Genomic DNA, 21184 nt, shown 5'->3' on the forward strand with positions numbered 1-21184 from the left:
TTTACAGCAGATAGGCAAAAAATGGTTTGTTTTGCGCCCCGATCCCATGCGCAAGAAGCGAGTCCGATTTGAAGATTTTGCCCGGTTGCCCAACTGCATTGCCGAGCCACTGAACCAGGACTGGGGATCGTACTTTGCTCAGGCGGAGCAGCCCCTGTGGCTGGAGCTAGCTGCGGGCAAGGCGTATTTTTCGGTAGAGCTGGCCCGGCTACGCCCGGAGCGCAATGTGCTGGCGCTGGACACCAAGCGGGAACGCCTGTACATGGGGGCGCAGCGGGCCCTGGATTCGGGCCTGCGCAACCTGGCTTTTGTGTGGACAGACATCTACATCCTGGACCGCATCCTGCCGCCGCAGTCCGTGGCTGGTATCTGGATCACTTTCCCCGACCCCTTCCCCAAGGAGCGGCATGCACCGCGCCGGCTTACCTCGCCCTACTTTCTCGCCCTATACCGGCAGGTGGCGCGGCCGGGTGCCCACTTGCACTTCAAGACCGACGACGCGCCGCTTTTCGACTACTCGCTACAGACCCTGGCAGACGCGGGCTACAGGCTACAGGCCAGCACGCGCGACCTCTACCGCTCTGATCTACTGGACGAGCTGACGGGTATCCCCACGCCTTTTGAGGAGCGCTGGCGGGCCGAGGGCAAGCCAATTAACTACCTGTGTGCCCAGATACCCCGCTAACCACAGCTGGGCCGATGCCTACGCCACCGGCGGTACCGCTTCTGGCCGAAGCCGAGCCTGAAAGGCGGGCACGTGGCGCACATGGCGGGCAAAGAGGTTGTACCGGATGATGCAGTATAGCGCCCGGAAGGCATCTTTCATCCCTATTTTCTTCCCCTCCTCATAGGTGCGGCCATAGTAGCTAATGCCTACCTCGTAGATACGGATGCCCTGCACCCGTGCCACCCGGGCAGTTACCTCGGGCTCAAAGCCGAAGCGCTTCTCCCTGAGCGGCAGTGCCTGTATCACCTCGGCACGGAATAGCTTGTAGCAGGTTTCCATGTCGGTCAGGTTCAGGTTGGTAAACATGTTCGAGGCAAAAGTGAGCATCCGGTTGCCGATGCTGTGCCAAAAGAACAGGATCCGGTGTGGGTTTCCGCCCATAAAGCGGCTGCCGTATACCACATCCGCGCTCCCCTCCATGATGGGTTTTAACAGCTTGTTATACTCCCTGGGGTCATACTCCAGGTCGGCATCCTGTATCAGCACCAGCTGGCCCTGCGCCTGGCGGATGCCCGTGTGTAGCGCTGCCCCTTTCCCCTGGTTTACCGCATGCTTGTAGTAGCTAATGGGTAGATCGGGGTTTTGTGCCTGGTAGGCACGCACCGCCTCTTCTGTGTTGTCGCGGCTACAGTCGTTCACCAGGATCACCTCTTTCTGCAGGCCCCAGCCTAGTTCCACGGCCTTGATGCGGTCCAGAATCAGGTGGATGGTGGGCCCCTCATTGTAGGCAGGGATCACGATGGAAAGGGTGCGTATGTAGCGGCTGTCGATAATCATGGTAGAAATAGGCAAACAGAATATCAAGCCAAAGATAGGAAGCAGGCCTTACTCGCAATAACGTATTCGTGCAGGGTGTGCAGGGTCGCGGGTGGGCGCAGTAGTAAATCACGGATTTTTTGTTGCCCGCACGCTAGAACCATTACATTTTAATAAATTGCGTGCTTATTGGCCTGCATTCCTGGCCAGTGGTGTTTTTAGAGTGAAACCATTACGCGTATTTGAAATATGAGTGCGAAAAAGAAGGAGGAGGGTACTAAAACCCTGGAGAAATCAGCGCCCAAGGTAGGGAAGATTGACTTTAGCAATCCCTATGAGTCCATGCTGGCTCGCTTCAATGCAGCGGCAGACATCCTTAAGTTGAGCGATCGGGAGCGTGCCATTCTGGCTTCGCCCGAGAAAATTGTACAGGTGAGCCTGCCTGTTGTGATGGACGATGGCACTACCAAGGTGTTTGAGGGCTATCGGGTTATCCATTCCACAGCCATGGGCCCCAGCAAGGGTGGCATTCGCTATGCCATGGAGGTGCACCAGGATGAGGTGAAAGCCCTGGCTGCCTGGATGAGCTGGAAGTGTGCCGTGGTAAACATCCCCTACGGTGGCGGTAAGGGTGGCATAAAGTGTGATAGCCGTAGCATGAGTGTGGACGAGAAGGAGCGCCTGACGCGTGCCTACACAGCTGCCATGAGCGAGGTATTTGGCCCCGACCTGGACATCCCGGCACCGGACATGGGTACAGACCCCAATGTGATGGCCTGGATTGTGGACGAGTATGCCCGCATGAACAACAACAACTACATCCCCGCTGTAGTAACCGGCAAGCCCCTGAGCCTGGGCGGTAGCAAGGGGCGCACAGCTGCCACGGGCCGTAGTGTGATGACCACCTGCATGCAGGCCCTGGAGAAACTGAAGATGGACCCCAAAAAATCCACTGTAGCCGTACAGGGATTTGGCAACGTGGGGAGCTATGCAGCCCTGCTGCTGCATGAGAAGGGACTGAAAGTAGTGGCTATATCCGACCATAAGGGTGCCTACTACAACAAGAAAGGATTCGACCTGAACCAGATCTTTGCCAAGCACGACCTGACCGCCACCACCATAGACAGCTGGATAGGTGAGTATGGCAAGGACGTAGAGCGCATCAGCAACGAGGAGCTGCTGGAGCTGGACGTAGACGTGCTGGCACCCTGCGCCATCGAGAACGTAATTACCACCACCAATGCCGCCAGCATTAAGGCCAAGCTGATCGTGGAAGGTGCTAACGGCCCGGTGAGCGCCGATGCGGATGCTGTTCTGCAGGAAAAGAACATCATGATCGTGCCAGACATTGTGGCCAATGCAGGTGGGGTAACGGTTTCCTACTTCGAGTGGGTACAGAACCGCCGCGGACACTACTATACCGAGGATGAGGTGAACGACCGTGCCGACAAGATCATCAAGGATGCCTTCGACAGCGTGTTCGAGATGAGCCGTAGCAAGAAGGTGGGTATGCGCCTGGCCGCCTATCTGGTAGCCGTAAATCGGGTGGCAGAGGCCGTACGCCTGAAAGGTAAGTACTAAGCCGCTGATCCGAACCCGGGATCTCTACCCGGCCTAAAGGAGAAAGTAGGCCCTGTAGCACCGCTACAGGGCTTTTTTGTGGCGATACCTCTTGTGGTACGCGTGCCTTAATCTGGCGATATGCCTACAGTTTTCGTGCCCGCGCATACCCCGCTTTTACTGGCAGGCGCACAAAAAAGGGGGCCCTGCACAAGGGCCCCCTTTTGGTATCTTGTTTTCTGCTGCTCCGTTACACTTCCCGCTTGGGGTCAAATGCCTCCAGATAGTCGGCCACCCGGCGTACAAAGGCACCGCCCAGCGAGCCATCTATCACCCGGTGGTCATAGCTGTGGCTCAGGAACATCATATGCCTTATGGCGATTACATCTCCGGCCTCTGTTTCCAGTACTGCCGGCTTCTTGCGTATGGCCCCCACAGCCAAGATGGCACACTGGGGCTGGGGGATAATGGGGGTGCCCATTACATTTCCGAAAGTGCCCACGTTGGACACGGAATACGTGCCATCAGCCAGTTCATCCGGCTTCAGCTTGTTGCTCCGGGCCCGGGTGGTCAGGTCATTCACCGCTGCCGACAGGCCCTGCAGGTTCAGCCGGTCTGCGTTCCGGATTACGGGCACGATCAGGTTGCCACTGGGCAGGGCTGCTGCCATACCCAGGTTGATGTCCTTGCGCACCAGGATCTTATCACCATCTACGGCAATGTTTACCATCGGGTAGTCGCGCAGCGCCTTCGCTACGGCTTCCAGAAAGATGGGTGTGTAGGTAATTTTGGTACCATACTTCTTCTCGAAAGCCCCCTTGTTCCGCTCGCGCCAGTTTACCAGGTTCGTTACATCTGCCTCCACAAAGCTGGTAACGTGGGGGCTGATGTGCTTGGAGTACACCATGTTTTCCGCAATCATCTTGCGCATGCGGTCCATCTCTATGATCTCGTACTCCCCGTTTATGCTCACGGGCTTCTGCTGTATGCTGTAGCCGCCGCCGGTGGCTGCGGGTGCCTGTCCGTTGGTGCGTGTAGGCGGTGTAGCCACAGCCTGGGCCGCAGGCTGGCTACCGCGCTGGGCCACCCAGGCTAGTATGTCTTTCTTGGTAACACGGTTTTCGCGGCCGGTGCCGGGTACGCGGCTCAGCTCTGCCTGGTCTATGCCTTCCTCTCGGGCTATGCTCATCACCAGCGGGCTGTAGAACCGTCCCTCCTGGGTGCTGGCCAGGGCTACCTGTGCTACAGGGCTGGCGGTGGTGTGTGCCACCAGTTGCGTTACCGCAGCTCGGCTACTTGCGTTTTCCTGGCTGGCCACTCCGGCGGTGGGTGTAGCCGGGGCGGGCTTACTCGCTGCAGCCTCTGTCTCTATACGGGCTATTACGGTGCCCACGGCCACCACATCTCCGTCCTTATACAGCGTTTCTACCAGCCGGCCCTCTACGGGGCTCGGCACCTCGCTGTCCACCTTGTCCGTGGCTATCTCCAGCACCGTTTCCTCTTCCTCCACCTTGTCACCTATGCCCTTGCTCCAGCTGATGATGGTGGCCTCCATAATGCTCTCGCCCATTTTGGGCATTACCAGGTCTACTACCGCCATTGTATGAAAATTGTAAAAAAACGTACGTCTTCGCTTGATCGAGCGCTTCTCGGCCTTTTTGCCAAAAGCGTGCAAATATAGGAATAATTCGGGCAGGCATGCCCGGCTTGCCGGTTGGGAGCCAGTGCAGATCTCCCCATGGTCGTAGCTCCAGCATTCTGTGGGAACTCTTTTGCGCTTTGCGTGCTTGAACTTGCTCCACCGTAATTACGCGTAAAATGAAGCATCTCTTGCGCCCCCTCGCTCGTACACTCACCGCCTGCCTCCTGCTGGGGGGGCTGCTTGTTTTTGCCGGTTTTCACTATCTGGCTAGCCAGACCTATGAGATACAGACAGCAGCTGTGCGCATTAGCTTTCGCGGGGCCGATGCGCAGAGCAAGTTTCCCAAGGAGGGGGAACTGCGGGGCCTACAGGGCCGCATCCGCTTTGCGCCAGGCATTCTGGCCGATGCGCAGTTTGAGGTGGAACTGCGGGCGGACTCCGTAGACTTGTACAACGGGCTGATGAACAAGCATGCGACAGGCCAAAACTGGCTGAACGCCGAGGCCTACCCCACCATTACCTACCGGGGCAGCCAGGTGGAAAAACACAAGGAGGGCTATGTGCTGAACGGCACGCTAGACCTGCATGGGGTTAAAAGAGAGATTCCTATTGTCTTTGATTTTCAGGCTGATAGCCAGGGTTCTCCTGCTTTCAAGGGTTACATGGTTGTCAATCGGAACGACTTTGGCATAGGTACACCCGGGGGCAAAGTGGACGACCTGATACGGGTGGATATTCACGTGCCTGTGGTGCCGGGTGCAGCCCGATAGACGTGAACGGTGGTGGTATATGGATAGCTAAACGGCCGCCCGAAGCCGCATCCAGCGCTTGCTGCGCAGGTACAGCCAGGTAGTCAGCACCATACCACCCATATACGCCAGTTCTGCACTCCAGTAGGCCATTAGCCCTGGGCTGTACACCCTAAGCAGGTAAATAGTAAGGCAGTAGGCCGTAATGGTACCCAGCTCGGCAGCCAGGGCAAAGCGTGTAGCCCCGGTGCCGATCACGGCATTCAGGTAAATACCCCCTATTGAAAACAAGAGTAGCCCTATTCCCACCATGTAACCGGGCCCAATGGCCTGCTGGATGAGGGCCGGGTCGCTGGTATAGAGCTGGAAGGTAAGCCGGGGGAAGGCAAAGAGAAAGAGGCTTAGCCCTAGGGCCGCCCACAGGCTCTGCAGGGCTATGCGCCACGCCAGCCTGCCCACGGCAGCCGGGTGGCCTGCCCCTATTACATAGCTTACCAGCGTGCTGGCCGCCGCCTGGAAACCCCAGCTGGGGATCATGAGGGTTAGGTAGGCGGTCTTTACTAGCTCACTGGCTGCCAGGGCGGTTTCGCCCAGCTTTTCAATCTCGTAGGCCAGGTACAGAAAGCCGCCCATGCTAAGCAGGTACTGTAGCATAGTGGGGCCACTCAGGGCCATTAGGCGGCGCAGCAGCCCCGAGTCCAACGCCTCGCGCCGAAAGAGGCCATAGCGCTGCACGTAACCCGCCCTGTACACATGCACCAGCACCAGCAGCCCCCCCAGCGCCTGGGCAATCACCGTACTTAGTGCCGAACCCGCCACCCCCATGGCCGGGAAGCCTGCCAGGCCCAGTACCAGGAACCAGTTCAACACAAAGTTGGACACAGCGGTAAGTAGTGTACTCCACACGATAATCTGATTGTGGCCCACACCCGTATAGAACCCGCGCATCAGGATAGTGAAGAACACAATAGGCAGATCCCACACCCGGATATCCAGGTAGGCTACCGTGTTTAGATAGATGGCCCGGCTCTGCAGGTAGTCTTGCAGGAAGATGGGCATGAGCCAGTAGAGGATGACAAAAGTGAGCAGCGAAAAAAACAGGCTAAGCAGCAGGCCATGGTTTACCACGCTGCCTACGGCCTGCAGGTTGCCCTCGCCCAGGCGCCGGCCCACCATTACCTGTAGGCCGCTACCCAGGCCCAGGCTGACAATAACCAGCAGAAAATACCACAGGTTGGCCATACCCCCGGCTGCTAGCTCCACCTGGCCCAGCCTGCCCAGAAAGGCCGTATCCGTCAGCATCAGCAGGCTCTGGCTCAGGCCTGCCACCATTACCGGGTAGCTAAGCTTCCAGATACTGCGGCGGCTGAGGCTGAGCGAGGGCGTGGTCATCCGGTTTCTTATTGAGCGGGGGGCTGTAAAGATGCGCCAAATTTTGGCTCGATCCAGGGTTTTGCTGTGCGTGGCACCCCTGCGGTGCTTACCTTCGCAGCACACGCACCTTTTATCAGGATTCTGGAACCATGCTGCCCGCACTCCTATCCACGCTGCGCTATACCGAGGCTGAGATACGCGCACGCATAAACGACTCCGGCCCTATCTATGCCGAAACCAATCCGGACCGTTTCATTCTTGAGCCCTTCAATATGGCCAGTGCAGCCGTGTTTTTGCTCGTTGTGCTCTATTGGTACCGTCGGCTTAGACCAGTACGCCAGCAGCAGGCCCTGCTGTGGCGCAGCCTGCCCATCCTGGCCATAGGGGGCGTAGGGGGCACCGTGTACCATGGCTTTCGTAGCCACGACCTCTGGCTGCTAATGGACTGGGTGCCCATTGCCATCCTTACCCTGGGTGCGGCGGTTTACTTCTGGCTGCAGCTTACCCACCGGCCCTGGCTGGTGGGCCTCATCACCCTTGTAGCGTTTGTCACCATTCGGGGGCTTATCTACCTGGTTACCAGAGATATGACCGGGCTGCCCCAGGCCTACGGCATCACCCTGGGCTATACCTTTATGGGTCTGTACATGCTTGTTCCCATCCTGCTGGTGCTCTACCGCACCGGCTGGCGGCATGCGCGCTGGGTGGGCCTGGCCCTGGGTGCTTTTCTGCTTGCCCTGCTTAGCCGGGCACTGGACAACGACCTGGCCCAGCTGCTACCCATGGGCACCCACTTCCTGTGGCACGGCTTTGGGGCCCTGGCTTGCACCCTGCTTATGGCTTTTGTCTTCCGCTATCAGCAGACGCTTAATGCCGTAAAGGGCCGCCGTGTGCACACAGCCCAGTCGGCCTTGCCTGCCTAACGTGCCCCCTCTTCCCATGCGCCCTGTTTCGCACCTGCACCGCTTCTCAATCCTACCCGTATGGCCCTGATCCTGAGCCTGGAGACCGCCACAGAGGTGTGCGCCGTAGCCCTGAGTGATGGCCCACAACTGCTGGGCGAGCTGCGCATACACCAGCCCCAGCGCCATGCCAGCCTGCTCACCCAGCTGGTGGGCCAGCTGACGGCAGACCTGCAACTGCCCCTGCAGCAGCTACAGGCCGTGGCCTGCTGTGCTGGCCCCGGCAGCTATACGGGCCTGCGCATAGGCGTGAGCGCCGCCAAGGGCTATTGCCTGGCACTAGGTATCCCCCTGATCGCGGTGGATAGCCTGCTAAGTGTAGCTGCCCCCCTGCAGCCCCTGGCCCTGCAGCTGGGTGCCTGCCTGCTGCCCATGCTGGATGCCCGCCGTATGGAGGTGTATATGGCCGCCTATGCTGCAGACCTGAGCGTGCTATACCCCCCGGCGGCCGTGGTGGTAGACGAGGCCGTACCCCACACGCTACCCCCAGGCCCGCGCCTATACTGTGGCGACGGCCTGGCCAAGTGCCAGCACCTGCTACAGCGACCCGGCGATCTGTACTTTCCGCAGCAGCTCAGCAGTGCAGCCGGCATGGCCCAGCTGGCCTGGCAGCACTGGCAGGCCCGGCAGTTTGTGCCCCTGCACAGCTATAGCCCCAACTACCTGAAGCCCGTGCGCCTGACCCAACCCGCCGGGGGCCAGCAGCCCACTAGCCCTGCCGAGGAAAACAAGGATTAATCTCCTGTTTTTTGTAAAAACTATTCCGCAACTTTGCCGCTTGTTTAGGATCAGTCTAAATAAGAACAATGGCAGACTGATTCGTCACGCTAAAAAATCATTCGATGAAGGAGTTTCTGATTGTATTCCGCGAGGCCTTTGAGGTGGTGCTCATCCTGGGCATTGTGTACACCGTGCTGTACCGAGAGCAGGCCCTACACAGATACCGCTACGTGCTGCTGGGCGCGCTGGCCGCTGCAGTGGCCAGCCTGCTGGGGGGCTATGCCCTGGCACAGGCCCAGGATAGCCTCGAGGAAACGGGCTTTGCCCCCCTGCTGGAGGCAGTCATCCTTTTCGCATCAGCGGGCATCCTGCTCTATGTGGTGGTGTGGCTGGGCCGCCTGGCCAACCCCGCCCAGCAGATACGCCAGCAGCTGGCGGCTAGCCTGGGTTGGCGGGTACTGTTTGGTATCGCCTTTGTAGCGGTGCTACGCGAGGGCCTGGAGGCCGTGCTCTTCCTGTCGGCAGGCTCCGAGGGGCAGGGCCTTTCCTGGTTGGGCATCCTGCTGGGTTTTGGGCTAGCTTTTGGCCTGGGCTGGCTGCTGTTTGGCGTAGCCAAGCGGCTGCCCCTGCAGCGCATTTTTACCATCTCCAACTTCAGCCTTATTATACTGGCAGCCGGCATGATGGCCTATGGCACGCACGAGCTGGAGGAATTTATGGAGGAAGGCATGGGCATAGAGGAACCCGCGCGTGCTTTTGTGCTAGCCAGCAAGCAGCCCGAGACACCCGAGCTGGCTGCCAGCTCCTGGTACACCTGCAAGGGGGGAACCTGTGTGCATGCCCTGCACGATAAGGGCAGCATCGGCTCGTTTCTCAAAACTTTTCTGGGCTATAACTCCGACCCCAGCTGGATCGAGCTGGGCGTGTGGCTGGCTACGCTCGCCCTGGGCTTCTGGCTGTGGCGGCGCCCCGCAGCACGTGCCGGTGCCTAGCGGCACCGCCTGCTGCCAGGGCCGCCCGGGTGCTGCACGAAAGAATTCACTCAAAAATCTGAGCAATGTCATTTTGTGCCTGTCAGATTTCTTTCAATTTTGCATACTGTTTAGATTTAATCTAAATAAAATTACCTGTTTGTTTTCCACCAATCTCATAAATCGATGAAGTACAAAACGCTCTTCCTGGCCTTGTCGGCCCTGCTGGCTCTATCGGCCTGCAACAGGGACGATGACGACGACAAGCCGGCAGCCCCTGCCCCGGTGTCCACCTACACCTTTTCCGACTTTGAGACGAATACCCAGACCGAACGCCAGCAGGCGGCCAACCTCAAGCAGCTGGTTACCGAGATGCAGAAGGGCCGGACGAGCGGCACCGAGGTGGACTCGGCCCTGCTGGTACAGCTCTACTCCGGCTCCGGAGCCAGCAGCCTGGAGAGCCTGAGCGAGCCGGCCTTTGCCGACAGTGTGAGCAGCTGGATAGCCCGTATGGCCCTTTCGGCAGGCAATACCTACAACCCCGCCACTGCCCCCAGCGGGACTGGCGGCGCACTAGGCGGCTATCTGTTTGATAGATACGGGGTAGAGCCGGAGCAGCTGATAGAGAAAGGTGCTTTTGGCGCTGCCCTCTACTACCGGGTGCTTACCCAGCTGTTTGTAGGTGAGGTAAGCGCAGCGGACATAGACAAGGCCTTTGTATACTATGGGGCCGATCCCAGCTTCCCCAACAACGGAAGCGATAACTTTACCGCCCGCTATGCAGCCCGCAGGGACAATGTCGGCTTTTATACCCGCCTGAAGGCCAGCTTCCTGAACGCCCGGGCTGCAGCCGCGAGCGGAAATGCCACTGCCCTGCAAGCGGCCATCACCGCCATCAAGACCGACTGGGAAGCTACCCTGGCCGCTACGGTCATCAACTATTTGTATGGTACTGCCAGCGGCCTGGCCGCCGCCACTACAGACCCGCAGCGGGCCGCCGCCTGGCACAGCTGGTCCGAGGGGGTGGGCTTCCTGTATGGCCTGCGGGCCCTGCCGGCTGCACAGCGCAGGCTGACCAATGCCCAGCTGGACGACATTATGACCAAAATGAACGCCAGCTACCCCTACACCCCTACCAGCCTGAATAGCCCCAGCGAGCTGGCTGACCTGGAGGCTGCTATCCAGATTATTGCCACTGCCTACGGCTTTGCCGATCCCACTCTCTTCAAAATCAACGACGTAACTGCCAATGGCCGCTAGGATGCCCTTTTACCGCCGCCGCATGGCTCGCTGTGCGGCTACCCTATGCCTTACAGCGGGCCTGCTGCTGGCAGGCTGTAGTTCCGACAGCGATAAGAAGCCAGCTGATAGCCCCTTTGACCGGGGGGCCCTGCTGACCCACGTGGCCGACCAGTTTATCCTGCCGGGCTACCAGGCGCTGGAGAGCCAGGCCACTGCACTACAGGATAGCATAACGGCCTTTCTGGCAGCCCCTACCCAGGCCCGGCTGACCCGCATCCGCCTGCAGTGGGAGGTAACCGCCCTGGCCTGGCAGCCCCTGGGTGCCTTCGACTTTGGCCCCGCCAATACCACCACCGGTACCCTGAGCGAGCGCATAGCCACTTTTCCCGTAGACACCCTGCAGGTAGAGGCCTACATCAGTGCGCAAGATTTTAGCCTGAACAACTTTGACCGCGACACCCGTGGCCTGTATGCCATTGAGTACCTGCTCTATCGCTACGATGCGGCAGCCTATAGCCCTGGCAGTGCGCGTGGCCAGTACCTGAGTGCCGTGGCGGGCCAGCTGAAGAGCCTGGCTACCGAGGTGCGGCAGCAGTGGAGCACAAGCTACCGCAATACCTTTGTGACCAATACCGGCACCGATGCCGGTAGTTCTATCTCCCTGTTGTTCAATCAGATGGTCTTCCACTTTGAGCAGCTCAAGAACTTCAAACTGGGCCTACCCCTGGGCCTACGCGCGAGCCAGACCAGCGAAGAGCCTACCCGTGTGGAGGCCTTTTTCAGCGGCAAGGGGCTAGAGCTGGCCAAAGCCCACTTTGCGGCGATAGACCGGCTGTGGCGCGGCCGCAGTGCCACCGGTGCAGAAGGGCCCGGCTTTGAGGAATATGTGCTGGCCACAGACGGCGGCGGCCAGCTGGCCGCCGCCACCCTGGCGCAGCTGGCTGCTGTGCAGCAGGAGCTGGACCCCATACCGGCCGACCTCCCACTTGCACAGCAAATCATTGACCAAAATCCCCAGCTAGACCAGGCCTATGAAGAGCTGCAAAGGCTGACGCGCTACCTGAAGAGTGATCTGTCTTCGCTATTGGGCATCAGTATCACCTTTGCCAGCGGCGACGGCGACTAGCTTCTTTGGCCCTTCCTTTTACCCCGCATGGCTTCATTCCTTATGCCCACCCTGTCTACGGCACGCCCCCAGGCGGGGTCAGAGGCCGCGCGCAGGCTTAGCCCTGCCTATGTGTCGGCCTGGCTCTTTGGGCCTGTTTCGGCCGCGCCGCTGGTCAGCTTTCGGGTGCTTTTTGGCCTGCTTACCCTCTTCAGCAGCCTGCGCTTCCTGGCCCTGGGCTGGGTGGAAGCCCAGTATGGCAGCTCGGCGCTCAAGTTTAGCTACAGCGGCTTCGAGTGGGTGGAGTACACCGGCCAGACGGGCCTGTACCTGCTGTATGGCTTGATGATCCTGGCTTCGCTCGGCATCATCCTGGGGGCCTTATACCGGCTGAGCGCGGTCGTCTTCTTCCTGGCCTTCAGCTATGTGGAGCTGATAGACAAGACCTATTACCTGAATCACTATTACTTCGTCAGCCTGGTAGCCTTCTGGATGATCTGGGTGCCCGCCCATCGCAGCCATTCGCTGGATGCCGGGTGGTGGCCGCGCCTGCGTGGGGCTACAGTGCCTCGCTGGAGTGTTCTGCTCTTCCAGTTTCAGCTGGCGGTGGTGTATACCTATGCCGGCCTGGCCAAGATAACCCCCCACTGGCTGCTGGAGGCCATGCCCCTGCGGCTGTGGCTGCCCGCGCAAGATCATACGCCCCTCATCGGCCCCCTGCTGCACCAGGATTGGGTAGCCTATGTGTTTAGCTGGGCAGGCATGCTGTTCGACTGTACCATCATCCTGTGGCTGTGCCTGCGGCGTACCCGCCCCTGGGCCTACCTGGCCGTACTGGGTTTTCATGCCCTCACCGGCTACTGGTTCCAGATCGGGGTTTTCCCGCTGGTCATGTCGGCCCTGGTGCTGGTGTTCTTCTCTCCGGCCTGGCACGCACGCGTGCAGGCAGGCCTGGCCCGGCTGCTGGGTAGTGCCCCGCACCCTGGGGCTGCGCCCGCGCCCCCTGCCCCGTCTCTGGGCTGGCTGCGCCCTGCCACCCTGCTGGTACTGGGCCTATATGTGGGCTTCCAGCTGCTGTACCCCTGGCGCTACCTGCTGTATGGTGGCAATCGCTTCTGGCACGAACGGGGCTACCGCTTTGGCTGGCGGGTGATGCTGATGGAAAAGGCCGGTACTGCCACCTTCTATGTACAGGATGGACCCCAGGGCAGGCGTGGGGCCGTTCGAAACGAAGATTTCCTGAATGACCACCAGGTCAAGCAGATGAGCTTTCAGCCCGATATGATCCTGCAATACGCCCACTGGCTGGCCGCCCACTACCAGCAGCAGGGCATGCAGCGCCCGCAGGTACGGGCCGAGGTGTACGTTACCCTGAACGGCCAACCCAGCCAACTGCTGGTAGACCCGGCGGTAGACCTGGCCCAGGTAAGTGATGAACAAACACACTGGATTTTGCCCCATGCGGAACGGTAACGCCAGAACCGCTGCACACAAGGGGGGCCTGGTGCTCCTGCTGGGCCTGTGTGCCTGGCTAGGCACTGCCCAGGCGCAAAATCCGACCCAGGGTGCGAATACAGTTCGGCTATGCTTCCAGGTTACCGATGAGCTGGGTGCCTCGCTGCAGCAGGTGCGTATATACCTGCCCCAGCTACAGCGCGTGCTGGCGGCTGATAGCTGCCACCTGCTGCCTGCTGGCCAGTATCAGCTGGAGCTAAGTGCCCAGGGCCGGCCGGCCCTGAGTATCCCCGACTTTGAGCTACAGGCCGACACCAGCATCCAGTTTATCCTGCCCAGCGAGGGGGTGTACATAGGGGCTGTGCAGGTGCGAGCACAGCAGCCGTCGCCCTTCAGCACCCAGCGGCTACCAGCCATAGAGGGGGTAGGCATCTACGCGGGCAAAAAGAGCGAGCTGATCCTGCCCGAAAACCTGACGGCTAACCTGGCTGCCAACAATGCGCGCCAGGTGTTTGCCCGCGTGCCAGGCCTGAATATATGGGAGAGCGATGGCGGCGGCGTGCAGCTGGCCATAGGTGCCCGCGGGCTGAACCCCAACCGCCTGGCTTCCTTCAATCTGCGGCAGAATGGCTACGACATTAGCGCCGATGCACTGGGCTACCCCGAGAGCTACTATACCCCCCCCCTGCAGGCGGTGGAGCGGATAGAGGTGCTGCGGGGTGCCGCCTCGCTGCAGTATGGCCCCCAGTTTGGGGGGATGATCAACTTTGTGCTGAAGGAGGCACCCACTGAGCTGCCCTACCGGGTGCAGCTGAGCCACACAACCGGCAGCTGGAATCTGCAGAACACCTTTGCGAGCATGGGGGCCCGGCTAGCCCCCCGGCTGAGCCTGTACAGCTATGTGCACCGGAAGACCGGAGACGACTGGCGGCCCAACAGCCACTTTGCCCAGCACACGGCCTACCTGCAGCTGCACGCCCGCCTGGGGCAGCGCAGTAGCCTGAAGCTGGACTATACCCATATGCAGTACCTAGCCCAGCAGCCTGGGGGCCTTACCGACCGGCAGTTCGACACGGACCCGGGCCAGAGCTTGCGGAGCAGGAACTGGTTCGCTGTGTACTGGAACCTGCTGGCTGCTACCTATGACTACAAACTGTCGGATCGTACCCGCATAAACGTCCGGACTTTTGGACTAATAGCCGGACGGGATGCCCTGGGTAACCTGGATCGGATAAACAGGCTGGACCTGGGCGGGCTCCGCAGCCTGATCTCCGACACCTATCGGAATGTGGGGGGCGAAGCCCGCGTGCTGCATCGGCTGCAGCTGACAGACAGTGTAACGGCACACGTCCTGCTGGGTGCGCGGCTGTATCGTGGGCGCACACACCAGCTACAGGGCCTGGCCACCGCCAACTCGGACGCGGATTTCGCCCTGCTGGATGTGCCTGAAAACGAGCACAGCAATTACCGGAATCCCAGCGACAACCTTTCGCTCTTTGCCGAGACCGTTTTCTTTGTGGGCAGCCGCCTCAGCCTCACCCCCGGCCTGCGCCTGGAGTACCTGAATACGCGCTCGGATGGCTACTACATCCAGCGTGTGGAAGACTTTGCCGGAAACCTGATTAGCGCCCAGCGTATAGACGACCGGCGCCAAACCGAACGCACCATCCTGCTGGCAGGGCTGGGTGCTGCCTACCAGCTGTGGCCCCGGCATGAGCTGTATGCCAACTTCACGCAGAATTATCGGCCTATTAATTTTTCGGACATCCGCCTTGTGAACCCAAACCAGCAGATAGATCCGAACCTGAAGGACGAGCGGGGCTATAATGCAGACCTGGGGCTGCGCGGCCAGGCAGGGGAATGGCTGATCTATGATGTGAGCCTCTTCTACCTCTACTACGCCAACCGAATAGGCGAGGTGCTGCGGGCCGACCAACCCCCCTTGTTTCTGCCCCTGCAGTACCGCACCAATGTAGGCGCATCGGCTTCGCATGGGCTGGAGGGCTTTGCCGAGGCCGAGCTGCTACACTTCCTGCTGCCCAAGTCCAGGTTTCAGCTCAGCTGGTATGTGGGCCTCACCCTGCTGGATGGCACCTACCTGCGTTCGGATCTGCCGGGTGTGGAGGGTCGCCAGATCGAGTTTGCCCCCCGCACAACTGTGCGTACTGGTTTGTCGCTCACGTATGCGGGCTTTAGCCTGGCTGTTCAGTATAGCCAGGTGGGCAGGCAGTTTACGGATGCTACCAATACGGTCTCTACCGCTTCGGCAGTTGTAGGCGAAATTCCGTCTTACCAGGTTGCCGACGTGTCGGCCCGGTATACATTCCGGTTCCTGACCCTGGAGGCCGGGGTGCAAAACACACTGGATGCCCGCTATTTTACCCGTCGGGCCAGCTCGTACCCCGGGCCAGGCATCCTCCCCTCTGCCCCCCGAAACTACTATTTGGGCCTGTCGCTACGGCTTCAGCCCCCCAGCAGGCAATAGAGGGGGCTAAGGGCGCTGAAAAATTTACGCCCGCTAGTTGGGCAGCCGCAGCACCTGCATCAGGTATTGGCCATAGCCACTCTTCATCAGGGGTTTGGCCAGTTCTTCCAGCTTATCGGCGCTTATAAAGCCCATCCGATAGGCTACCTCTTCTATGCAACCGATCTTCAGGTCTTGCCGCTCTTCGATGATCTGCACAAACTGGCCTGCCTGCATCAGGCTGGCATGGGTGCCGGTATCTAGCCAGGCGGTACCCCGGTGCATTTTGCGCACGGCTAGCTCGCCCTGCTCCAGGTAGATGCGGTTGATGTCGGTTATCTCCAGTTCGCCGCGCGCACTCGGCTTCAGGTTTGCGGCATAGTCCTTCACGCGGTTGTCGTAGAAATACAGCCCCGGCACAGCATAGTTGCTCTTGGGCTGCAGGGGCTTTTCCTCTATGCTGATGGCGGTACCCGCCGCATCAAACTCCACTACGCCGTAGCGTTCGGGGTCGTGTACGTGGTAGGCAAACACAATTCCGCCCCTTGGCTGCCGGCAGCTTTCCAGCAGGCTGTGCATGCCCTGGCCGTAGAAGATGTTGTCGCCCAGAATCAAACACACATCTGAGTCACCAATAAAATTGGCCCCAATGGTAAAGGCCTGGGCCAGCCCCTTGGGTTCGGGCTGTGCTGCATAGCTGAGCCGCATTCCCAGGTGGCTGCCATCCCCCAGCAATTTTTCAAAACTGGGCAAATCCTGTGGGGTACTGATGATTAGCACCTCCCTGATCCCTGCCAGCATCAGGGTGCTCAGCGGGTAGTAGATCATGGGCTTGTCGTACACGGGCATCAGCTGCTTGCTCATTACCAGCGTAAGGGGGTGCAGGCGCGTGCCACTGCCGCCTGCCAGAATGATTCCTTTTGTCATGGAGGGTGTTAGAGTTTTGTGTAGGATTATATTAAGGAGGGCAAAGTTAGAAATTGTGAATCAAGACGCCGAGGGGGGGGTTGGGTCAGGTTCGTCATGGATGCGTGTCATGGATGGCCTTGTCGCTTTTGTCGCTTGTCCGTCTACGCCTGTGGCCCAGCCGGCTCCAGATGCGCCTCCTGCGCGGGGCCAATAGCAATACAGCCAGGTAGAGTAGGCCTGCACACACCGTCATGGTAGGGCCTGGCGGCCAGTTTAGCCGGATAGCCCCGATCAGGCCAATGCAAGCGCTTAGGGCACCGAATAGGGCACTCCAGGCCAGCATGTGGGGTAGGCGGCGGCTAAGCAGTAGGGCCGTGCTGGCAGGTATAACGAGCATGGCTACTACCAGGATAACCCCCACACTCTGCAGGGCCGCCACTACACTGAAGCTGAGCAGCAGCATCATATAGTAGTGCACCCAGCCTGTGCGGATGCCCTGGGTGCGCGCCACCACCCGGCTAAAGGTAACGGCAAAGAAGTAGCGGTAGAAGACCAGCAGGCTAAGAGCTACGTAGACCGCTATGAGGCCCGTGAGCCAGAGATCTTGCCTGCTTACCCCCAGCACATTGCCAAAGAGAAAGTCCTTCATATCGATGTGAACCCCCTGCTGCTGGGTGAGCCAGGAGATGCCGATGATGCCGAGGGCAAACATGAAGCTGAAGACGATGCCAATGCTGGCATCATTGCGTGCTGCTGCGTGGCGCTGTAGCAGGGTGATGAGTATGGCGCTGACCATACCGGCCACCACCGAGCCGGCAAAGAGGGCAAATAGGCTGTGCCCCACCACCACATAGCCTGCCACCACCCCCGGCAGGATGCTATGGCTCAGCGCATCGCCTATCAGGCTCATGTTTTGCAGCACAATCAGGCAGCCCAGCAGTCCACAGCTGATGCCTACCAGCAGGCTGGCTAGTAGGGCCCGCTGCTCATAGCCCTCGGTTAGCAGGTTCCAGTCCGGGTTCATGGTTTATTCTTCCTGGATTATTGGGGCGGAAATGCCGCTGCCCCCGAAGGTGTGCAGCAGGTTTTCAGTTGTCAGCATGTCGGCTGCGGTGCCCTGTGCCACCACACGCTGGTTGAAGAGCACCAGTTCGTCGAAGTACGTGGCCGCCTTGGCCAGGTCGTGGTGCACAATCAGGATGAGCTTGCCCTGCCGGGCTAGCTGCCGCAGGAGCTCCAGCATTTTCTGCTCGGTGGCGGCATCCACCCCCACAAAGGGCTCGTCTAGCAGATATACCGCTGCATCCTGGCACAGGGCACGGGCAATGAAGGTGCGCTGCTGCTGCCCGCCGCTTATTTCATTGATCTGCCGGTGGGCCAGTGCGCCCAGCTCCACCTGCGCCAGGGCCGCCTGCACCCGGCTATGGTCTGCCCCCCTCATGCGCTGTAGTGGGTTCAGGTGGGGGTAGCGGCCCATGCGCACCACGTCTTGCACGTTGGCGGGGTATTGCCAGTCTATGTCTTCTTTCTGCGGGATGTAGGCAATCTGGCGCTGGAAGGAAGATATGGGTTGCCCGGCTAGTCGTACCTGGCCCGCATCTGGCTTTATCAGGCCGAGCATGGCCTTTATCAGGGTGCTCTTGCCGCTACCATTGGCCCCCACCAGGCCATACACCTTGCCAGGTGCCAGCTGCAGGTGTACATTGCGGATGGCAGTTTTGCCCACGTAGCTTACTGTCAGCCCCTGTATGCTCAGCTCGTACGTACTGGGTAGCAGCAGCTGTTTGCCTAGCCGCAGGCGCCAGGCTAGCAGCAGGCCCATGGCCAGCATACTGCCCGCCACAGCGGGCAGCCAGGGTGTAATGGGGGCATCTACCCCGGCGGCTGGTGTCTGTTTGCCGCTATCCCGTGCTGTCAGGCCGTTTACGACGGCTGTAGTATTGTGGCGCAGCATGCTCAGGTAGCTATCGGCTGGGCCACCCGGTTCGCTCAGGCTATCGCCATACAGCTTATCGCCTACCTGGATGTGTCGCTCGCGGGCCAGCTGCTCCAGCAGCTTGGGGTTAATGGTACTCTCCGGGAATACGGCCGTTACGTCTCGTTCGGCTATCAGCCGGCTCAGGGCACGCATGTCAGCAGCCTGCACCTCGGCCTCGGTGGTGGTGCCCATGAGCGGGTATACCGCCAGCCCATAGCGCCGGGCGTAGTAGCGGAAGGCATCGTGGCTGGTGATGAGCACCCTGCGGTGGCGCGGTATCTGTCCAATCTGGGTTTCTATCCATTGGTCCAGCTCGCGCAGCTGCTGGGCATAGGCCTCGTAATTGCGCGCGTAGGCTGCAGCATGCGCAGGATCCCAGCTGCTGAGTGCATCGCGTATGTTTTGGCAATACCGTATTGCGTTGCGCGGATCCATCCAGGCGTGGGGGTCGCTGGCGCCCGCATAATCTGCACTACGGATGGCGGCCACGCCCTCGCTCACGATTACTACACGTGCCTGTGTGCCACTCTGGTCTATCAGCTTTTGTAGCCAGCCCTCCAGGGTCAGGCCATTCACCAGGATCAGCTCAGCAGCCACTATCTGTCGGCTGGTGGCTGGTACAGGCTCATAGATGTGGGGGTCTGTGCCGGCAGGCAGCAGGCTACCCACAGGCTGGTGCGGGCCGGCTATCTGCCGGGCCATGTCGGCTAGAAAGGTGGTGGTGGCCACCACCCTGTGCTGGGCCTGCGCCAGCCCCGATAGAAACAGTATGGACGCAAGGAAAGACTTCAAGGCTACAAAAGTAGCGTTTTTTAGTCATGCCTAATTTTCTCCGAACACGAATGTAAGTCAAACCAAACGCCCCGGTGGTTCGAAAGGATCTTATTTTTTTCGTCGAAATACAGAAATGTTATTCTGTAAAACCCGTAAGTTTGTGGTTGTATGTATATAAATCGTTGAATCCATGAAACTGGACAATATAGATCTCAAGATTCTGCGTATCCTGCAGCAGCAGGGACGCATTACCAATGTGCTTCTTTCCTCTGAGATTGGCCTTTCTCCTGCCCCCACCCTGGAGCGCGTGAAAAAGCTGGAGCAGGCCGGCTACATACAGAGCTACCACGCTAGGATAAACCCGGAGCTGCTGAATCTGAACGTGATGATTATTGTTGAGATCAGCCTGAATATTCATCAGGATGCCAATATTGAGGCATTTATGGCCGAGATACGCAAGATCCCCGAGATTGTGGAGTGTTACCACGTAACAGGCGATGCAGACTTTCTGCTGAAGGTTTTTGTGCGCGACATGAGCGAGTACCAGCGCCTGGTGAACGAGAAGATAAGCAAAGTACCCCACCTGGGCCGTATCCAGAGCCGCGTGGTGATGGGCGTGGTGAAAGATCAGCAGGGTGTGCCCGTGCCTGGCTCGGTCGAGGTTCTTGGTAAATAGGAAAACATCCTTTCATCTATTCTCGCACATCGTCCCGCATTTAAAATTTAGCATGGCAACTACCTACCAGGCCCTGGTTTTGCAGCCCGACTATTCACTAGCCTTTGAGCACCGCAGCCTGCAGGACCCCCCGGAGGGCTATGCCCTCGTACGGATGCAGGCCGCCGCCCTCAACCACCGCGACGTATACATTACCCAGGGTAAGTACGCGGCCATACAGCCAGGCTGCGCCCTGGGTTCGGATGGCTGCGGCACCGTGGCTGCCGTGGGCAGCCAGGAAGACAAGAACTGGCTGGATGCGGAGGTGATCATCAACCCCAACATAAACTGGGGCCCCAGCGGACGACACCAGGATATGAAGCAGTACCGCATACTGGGTATGCCCACTGATGGCACCCTGGCCGAGTACCTGGTGGTGCCTGTAGACCGCCTGAGCAGCCGCCCTGCCCACCTGAGGCCTGAGCAGGCAGCCGCCCTGCCACTGGGGGGTATGACAGCCTATCGCGCCCTGTTTAGCCGTGGGGCACTGAAGGACGGACAGCATGTGCTGATCAGCGGGGTGGGGGGCGGCGTAGCACAGTTTGCCCTACAGTTTGCGGTAGCGGCAGGCGCACGCGCGTGGGTTACCAGTGGCAAACCCGAGAATATTATCCGTGCCCTGGAACTGGGTGCCGAGGGAGGCGCCAGCTATAAGGAACCCGCCTGGGACCAGAAGCTGAGGGAGCAGGCCGACGGCTTCCACCTCGCCATAGACTCTGCCGGCGGAGACCAGATCAACACCCTGCTGAATCTGCTGAATCCCGGGGGCCGCTACGTGTTTTATGGCGCTACCAATGGCGTGCCTACCAGGCTGGATCTTCATAAAATCTTCTGGAAGCAGCTGAATATCCTGGGCTCCACCATGGCCAGCGACGATGAATTTCAGAGCATGCTCCACTTTGTGCAGCAGCACCGCATACAGCCCGTTGTCGATCAGGTTTTTCCGTTTGCCGAGGCCAGAGCGGCCTTTCAATACCTGGATACAGGCCACACTATGGGCAAGGTGGTGATCCGCTTCTAGGGCCATCCGCCACTAAAAGGCTCCAAGATCATAGGATTTGCTATTTTTGTTCGCTATCTA

18 protein-coding genes are annotated in these 21184 nt (G+C 59.5%); 12 read left to right on the forward strand and 6 right to left on the reverse strand.

The window, feature by feature from the left end; translation table 11 throughout:
* Window positions 1-46: 46 nt before the first annotated feature.
* The gene (trmB, locus tag LW884_05100) at window positions 47-685 is read left to right on the forward strand and encodes a tRNA (guanosine(46)-N7)-methyltransferase TrmB (protein ID MCE3007714.1); all 639 of its coding nucleotides are present in this window, start codon (window positions 47-49) and stop codon (window positions 683-685) included.
* 18 nt (window positions 686-703) lie between these two features.
* On the opposite strand, the gene LW884_05105 is transcribed toward trmB, so the two are convergent.
* Window positions 704-1504, reverse strand: a complete 801-nt coding sequence (locus tag LW884_05105; GenBank protein MCE3007715.1) for a glycosyltransferase family 2 protein — start codon at window positions 1502-1504, stop codon at window positions 704-706.
* Between the two features lie 321 nt (window positions 1505-1825).
* Here LW884_05105 and LW884_05110 point away from each other — a divergent pair, with 321 nt between their 5' ends.
* Window positions 1826-3064, forward strand: a complete 1239-nt coding sequence (locus tag LW884_05110; protein ID MCE3007716.1) for a Glu/Leu/Phe/Val dehydrogenase — start codon at window positions 1826-1828, stop codon at window positions 3062-3064.
* Between the two features lie 229 nt (window positions 3065-3293).
* On the opposite strand, the gene LW884_05115 is transcribed toward LW884_05110, so the two are convergent.
* The gene (locus LW884_05115) at window positions 3294-4643 is read right to left on the reverse strand and encodes a 2-oxo acid dehydrogenase subunit E2 (protein ID MCE3007717.1); all 1350 of its coding nucleotides are present in this window, start codon (window positions 4641-4643) and stop codon (window positions 3294-3296) included.
* Window positions 4644-4861: 218 nt separating this feature from the next.
* Between LW884_05115 and LW884_05120 the strand changes: the two genes are divergently transcribed.
* A complete protein-coding gene (locus LW884_05120; protein ID MCE3007718.1) occupies window positions 4862-5455 on the forward strand; it encodes a YceI family protein in 594 nt (197 codons plus the stop codon).
* Between the two features lie 27 nt (window positions 5456-5482).
* Here the strand turns inward: LW884_05120 and LW884_05125 are convergent, their stop codons facing one another.
* Window positions 5483-6826, reverse strand: coding sequence for an MATE family efflux transporter (locus tag LW884_05125; GenBank protein MCE3007719.1), 1344 nt, complete (start codon window positions 6824-6826; stop codon window positions 5483-5485).
* A gap of 131 nt (window positions 6827-6957) precedes the next feature.
* Between LW884_05125 and LW884_05130 the strand changes: the two genes are divergently transcribed.
* From LW884_05130 to LW884_05160, 7 genes are all read left to right on the forward strand, one after another.
* On the forward strand, window positions 6958-7731 hold the full coding sequence (locus tag LW884_05130; GenBank protein ID MCE3007720.1) for a hypothetical protein: 774 nt from the start codon (window positions 6958-6960) through the stop codon (window positions 7729-7731).
* A 60-nt stretch (window positions 7732-7791) separates the two neighbouring features.
* The gene (gene tsaB / locus LW884_05135) at window positions 7792-8508 is read left to right on the forward strand and encodes a tRNA (adenosine(37)-N6)-threonylcarbamoyltransferase complex dimerization subunit type 1 TsaB (GenBank protein MCE3007721.1); all 717 of its coding nucleotides are present in this window, start codon (window positions 7792-7794) and stop codon (window positions 8506-8508) included.
* A gap of 104 nt (window positions 8509-8612) precedes the next feature.
* The gene (locus LW884_05140) at window positions 8613-9482 is read left to right on the forward strand and encodes an FTR1 family protein (protein MCE3007722.1); all 870 of its coding nucleotides are present in this window, start codon (window positions 8613-8615) and stop codon (window positions 9480-9482) included.
* Between the two features lie 165 nt (window positions 9483-9647).
* Window positions 9648-10721: a DUF4856 domain-containing protein gene (locus LW884_05145; GenBank protein MCE3007723.1), complete on the forward strand. Its 1074-nt coding sequence runs from the start codon at window positions 9648-9650 to the stop codon at window positions 10719-10721.
* Between the two features lie 22 nt (window positions 10722-10743).
* Complete coding sequence (locus LW884_05150; protein ID MCE3007724.1) at window positions 10744-11829, forward strand: imelysin family protein; 1086 nt, start codon at window positions 10744-10746, stop codon at window positions 11827-11829.
* A gap of 27 nt (window positions 11830-11856) precedes the next feature.
* Window positions 11857-13281 carry an HTTM domain-containing protein gene (locus LW884_05155; protein ID MCE3007725.1) on the forward strand — a complete coding sequence of 475 codons (1425 nt, stop codon included), beginning with the start codon at window positions 11857-11859 and terminating at the stop codon, window positions 13279-13281.
* Window positions 13268-15748, forward strand: coding sequence for a TonB-dependent receptor (locus LW884_05160; protein MCE3007726.1), 2481 nt, complete (start codon window positions 13268-13270; stop codon window positions 15746-15748). Before LW884_05155 ends, LW884_05160 begins: the two co-directional genes overlap by 14 nt.
* Before the next feature lie 33 nt (window positions 15749-15781).
* Here LW884_05160 and rfbA read toward each other — a convergent pair whose 3' ends face one another.
* The 3 genes from rfbA to LW884_05175 all read right to left on the reverse strand — a co-directional run bounded on the left by rfbA (window position 15782) and on the right by LW884_05175 (window position 19406).
* Window positions 15782-16654, reverse strand: a complete 873-nt coding sequence (gene rfbA / locus LW884_05165) for a glucose-1-phosphate thymidylyltransferase RfbA (protein ID MCE3007727.1) — start codon at window positions 16652-16654, stop codon at window positions 15782-15784.
* A gap of 94 nt (window positions 16655-16748) precedes the next feature.
* Window positions 16749-17660, reverse strand: coding sequence for a metal ABC transporter permease (locus LW884_05170; protein ID MCE3007728.1), 912 nt, complete (start codon window positions 17658-17660; stop codon window positions 16749-16751).
* A gap of 3 nt (window positions 17661-17663) precedes the next feature.
* Window positions 17664-19406 (reverse strand): zinc ABC transporter substrate-binding protein, encoded by a 1743-nt coding sequence (locus LW884_05175; protein MCE3007729.1) that lies wholly within the window; start codon window positions 19404-19406, stop codon window positions 17664-17666.
* 172 nt (window positions 19407-19578) lie between these two features.
* On the opposite strand from LW884_05175, the gene LW884_05180 reads away from it, so the two are divergent.
* Window positions 19579-20064: an Lrp/AsnC family transcriptional regulator gene (locus LW884_05180; GenBank protein MCE3007730.1), complete on the forward strand. Its 486-nt coding sequence runs from the start codon at window positions 19579-19581 to the stop codon at window positions 20062-20064.
* A gap of 52 nt (window positions 20065-20116) precedes the next feature.
* Complete coding sequence (locus LW884_05185) at window positions 20117-21124, forward strand: zinc-binding dehydrogenase (GenBank protein MCE3007731.1); 1008 nt, start codon at window positions 20117-20119, stop codon at window positions 21122-21124.
* The last annotated feature ends 60 nt before the right edge of the window (window positions 21125-21184 follow it).

This window comes from Bacteroidota bacterium (genome assembly GCA_021300195.1).
GTDB lineage: Bacteria > Bacteroidota > Bacteroidia > J057 > JAJTIE01 > JAJTIE01.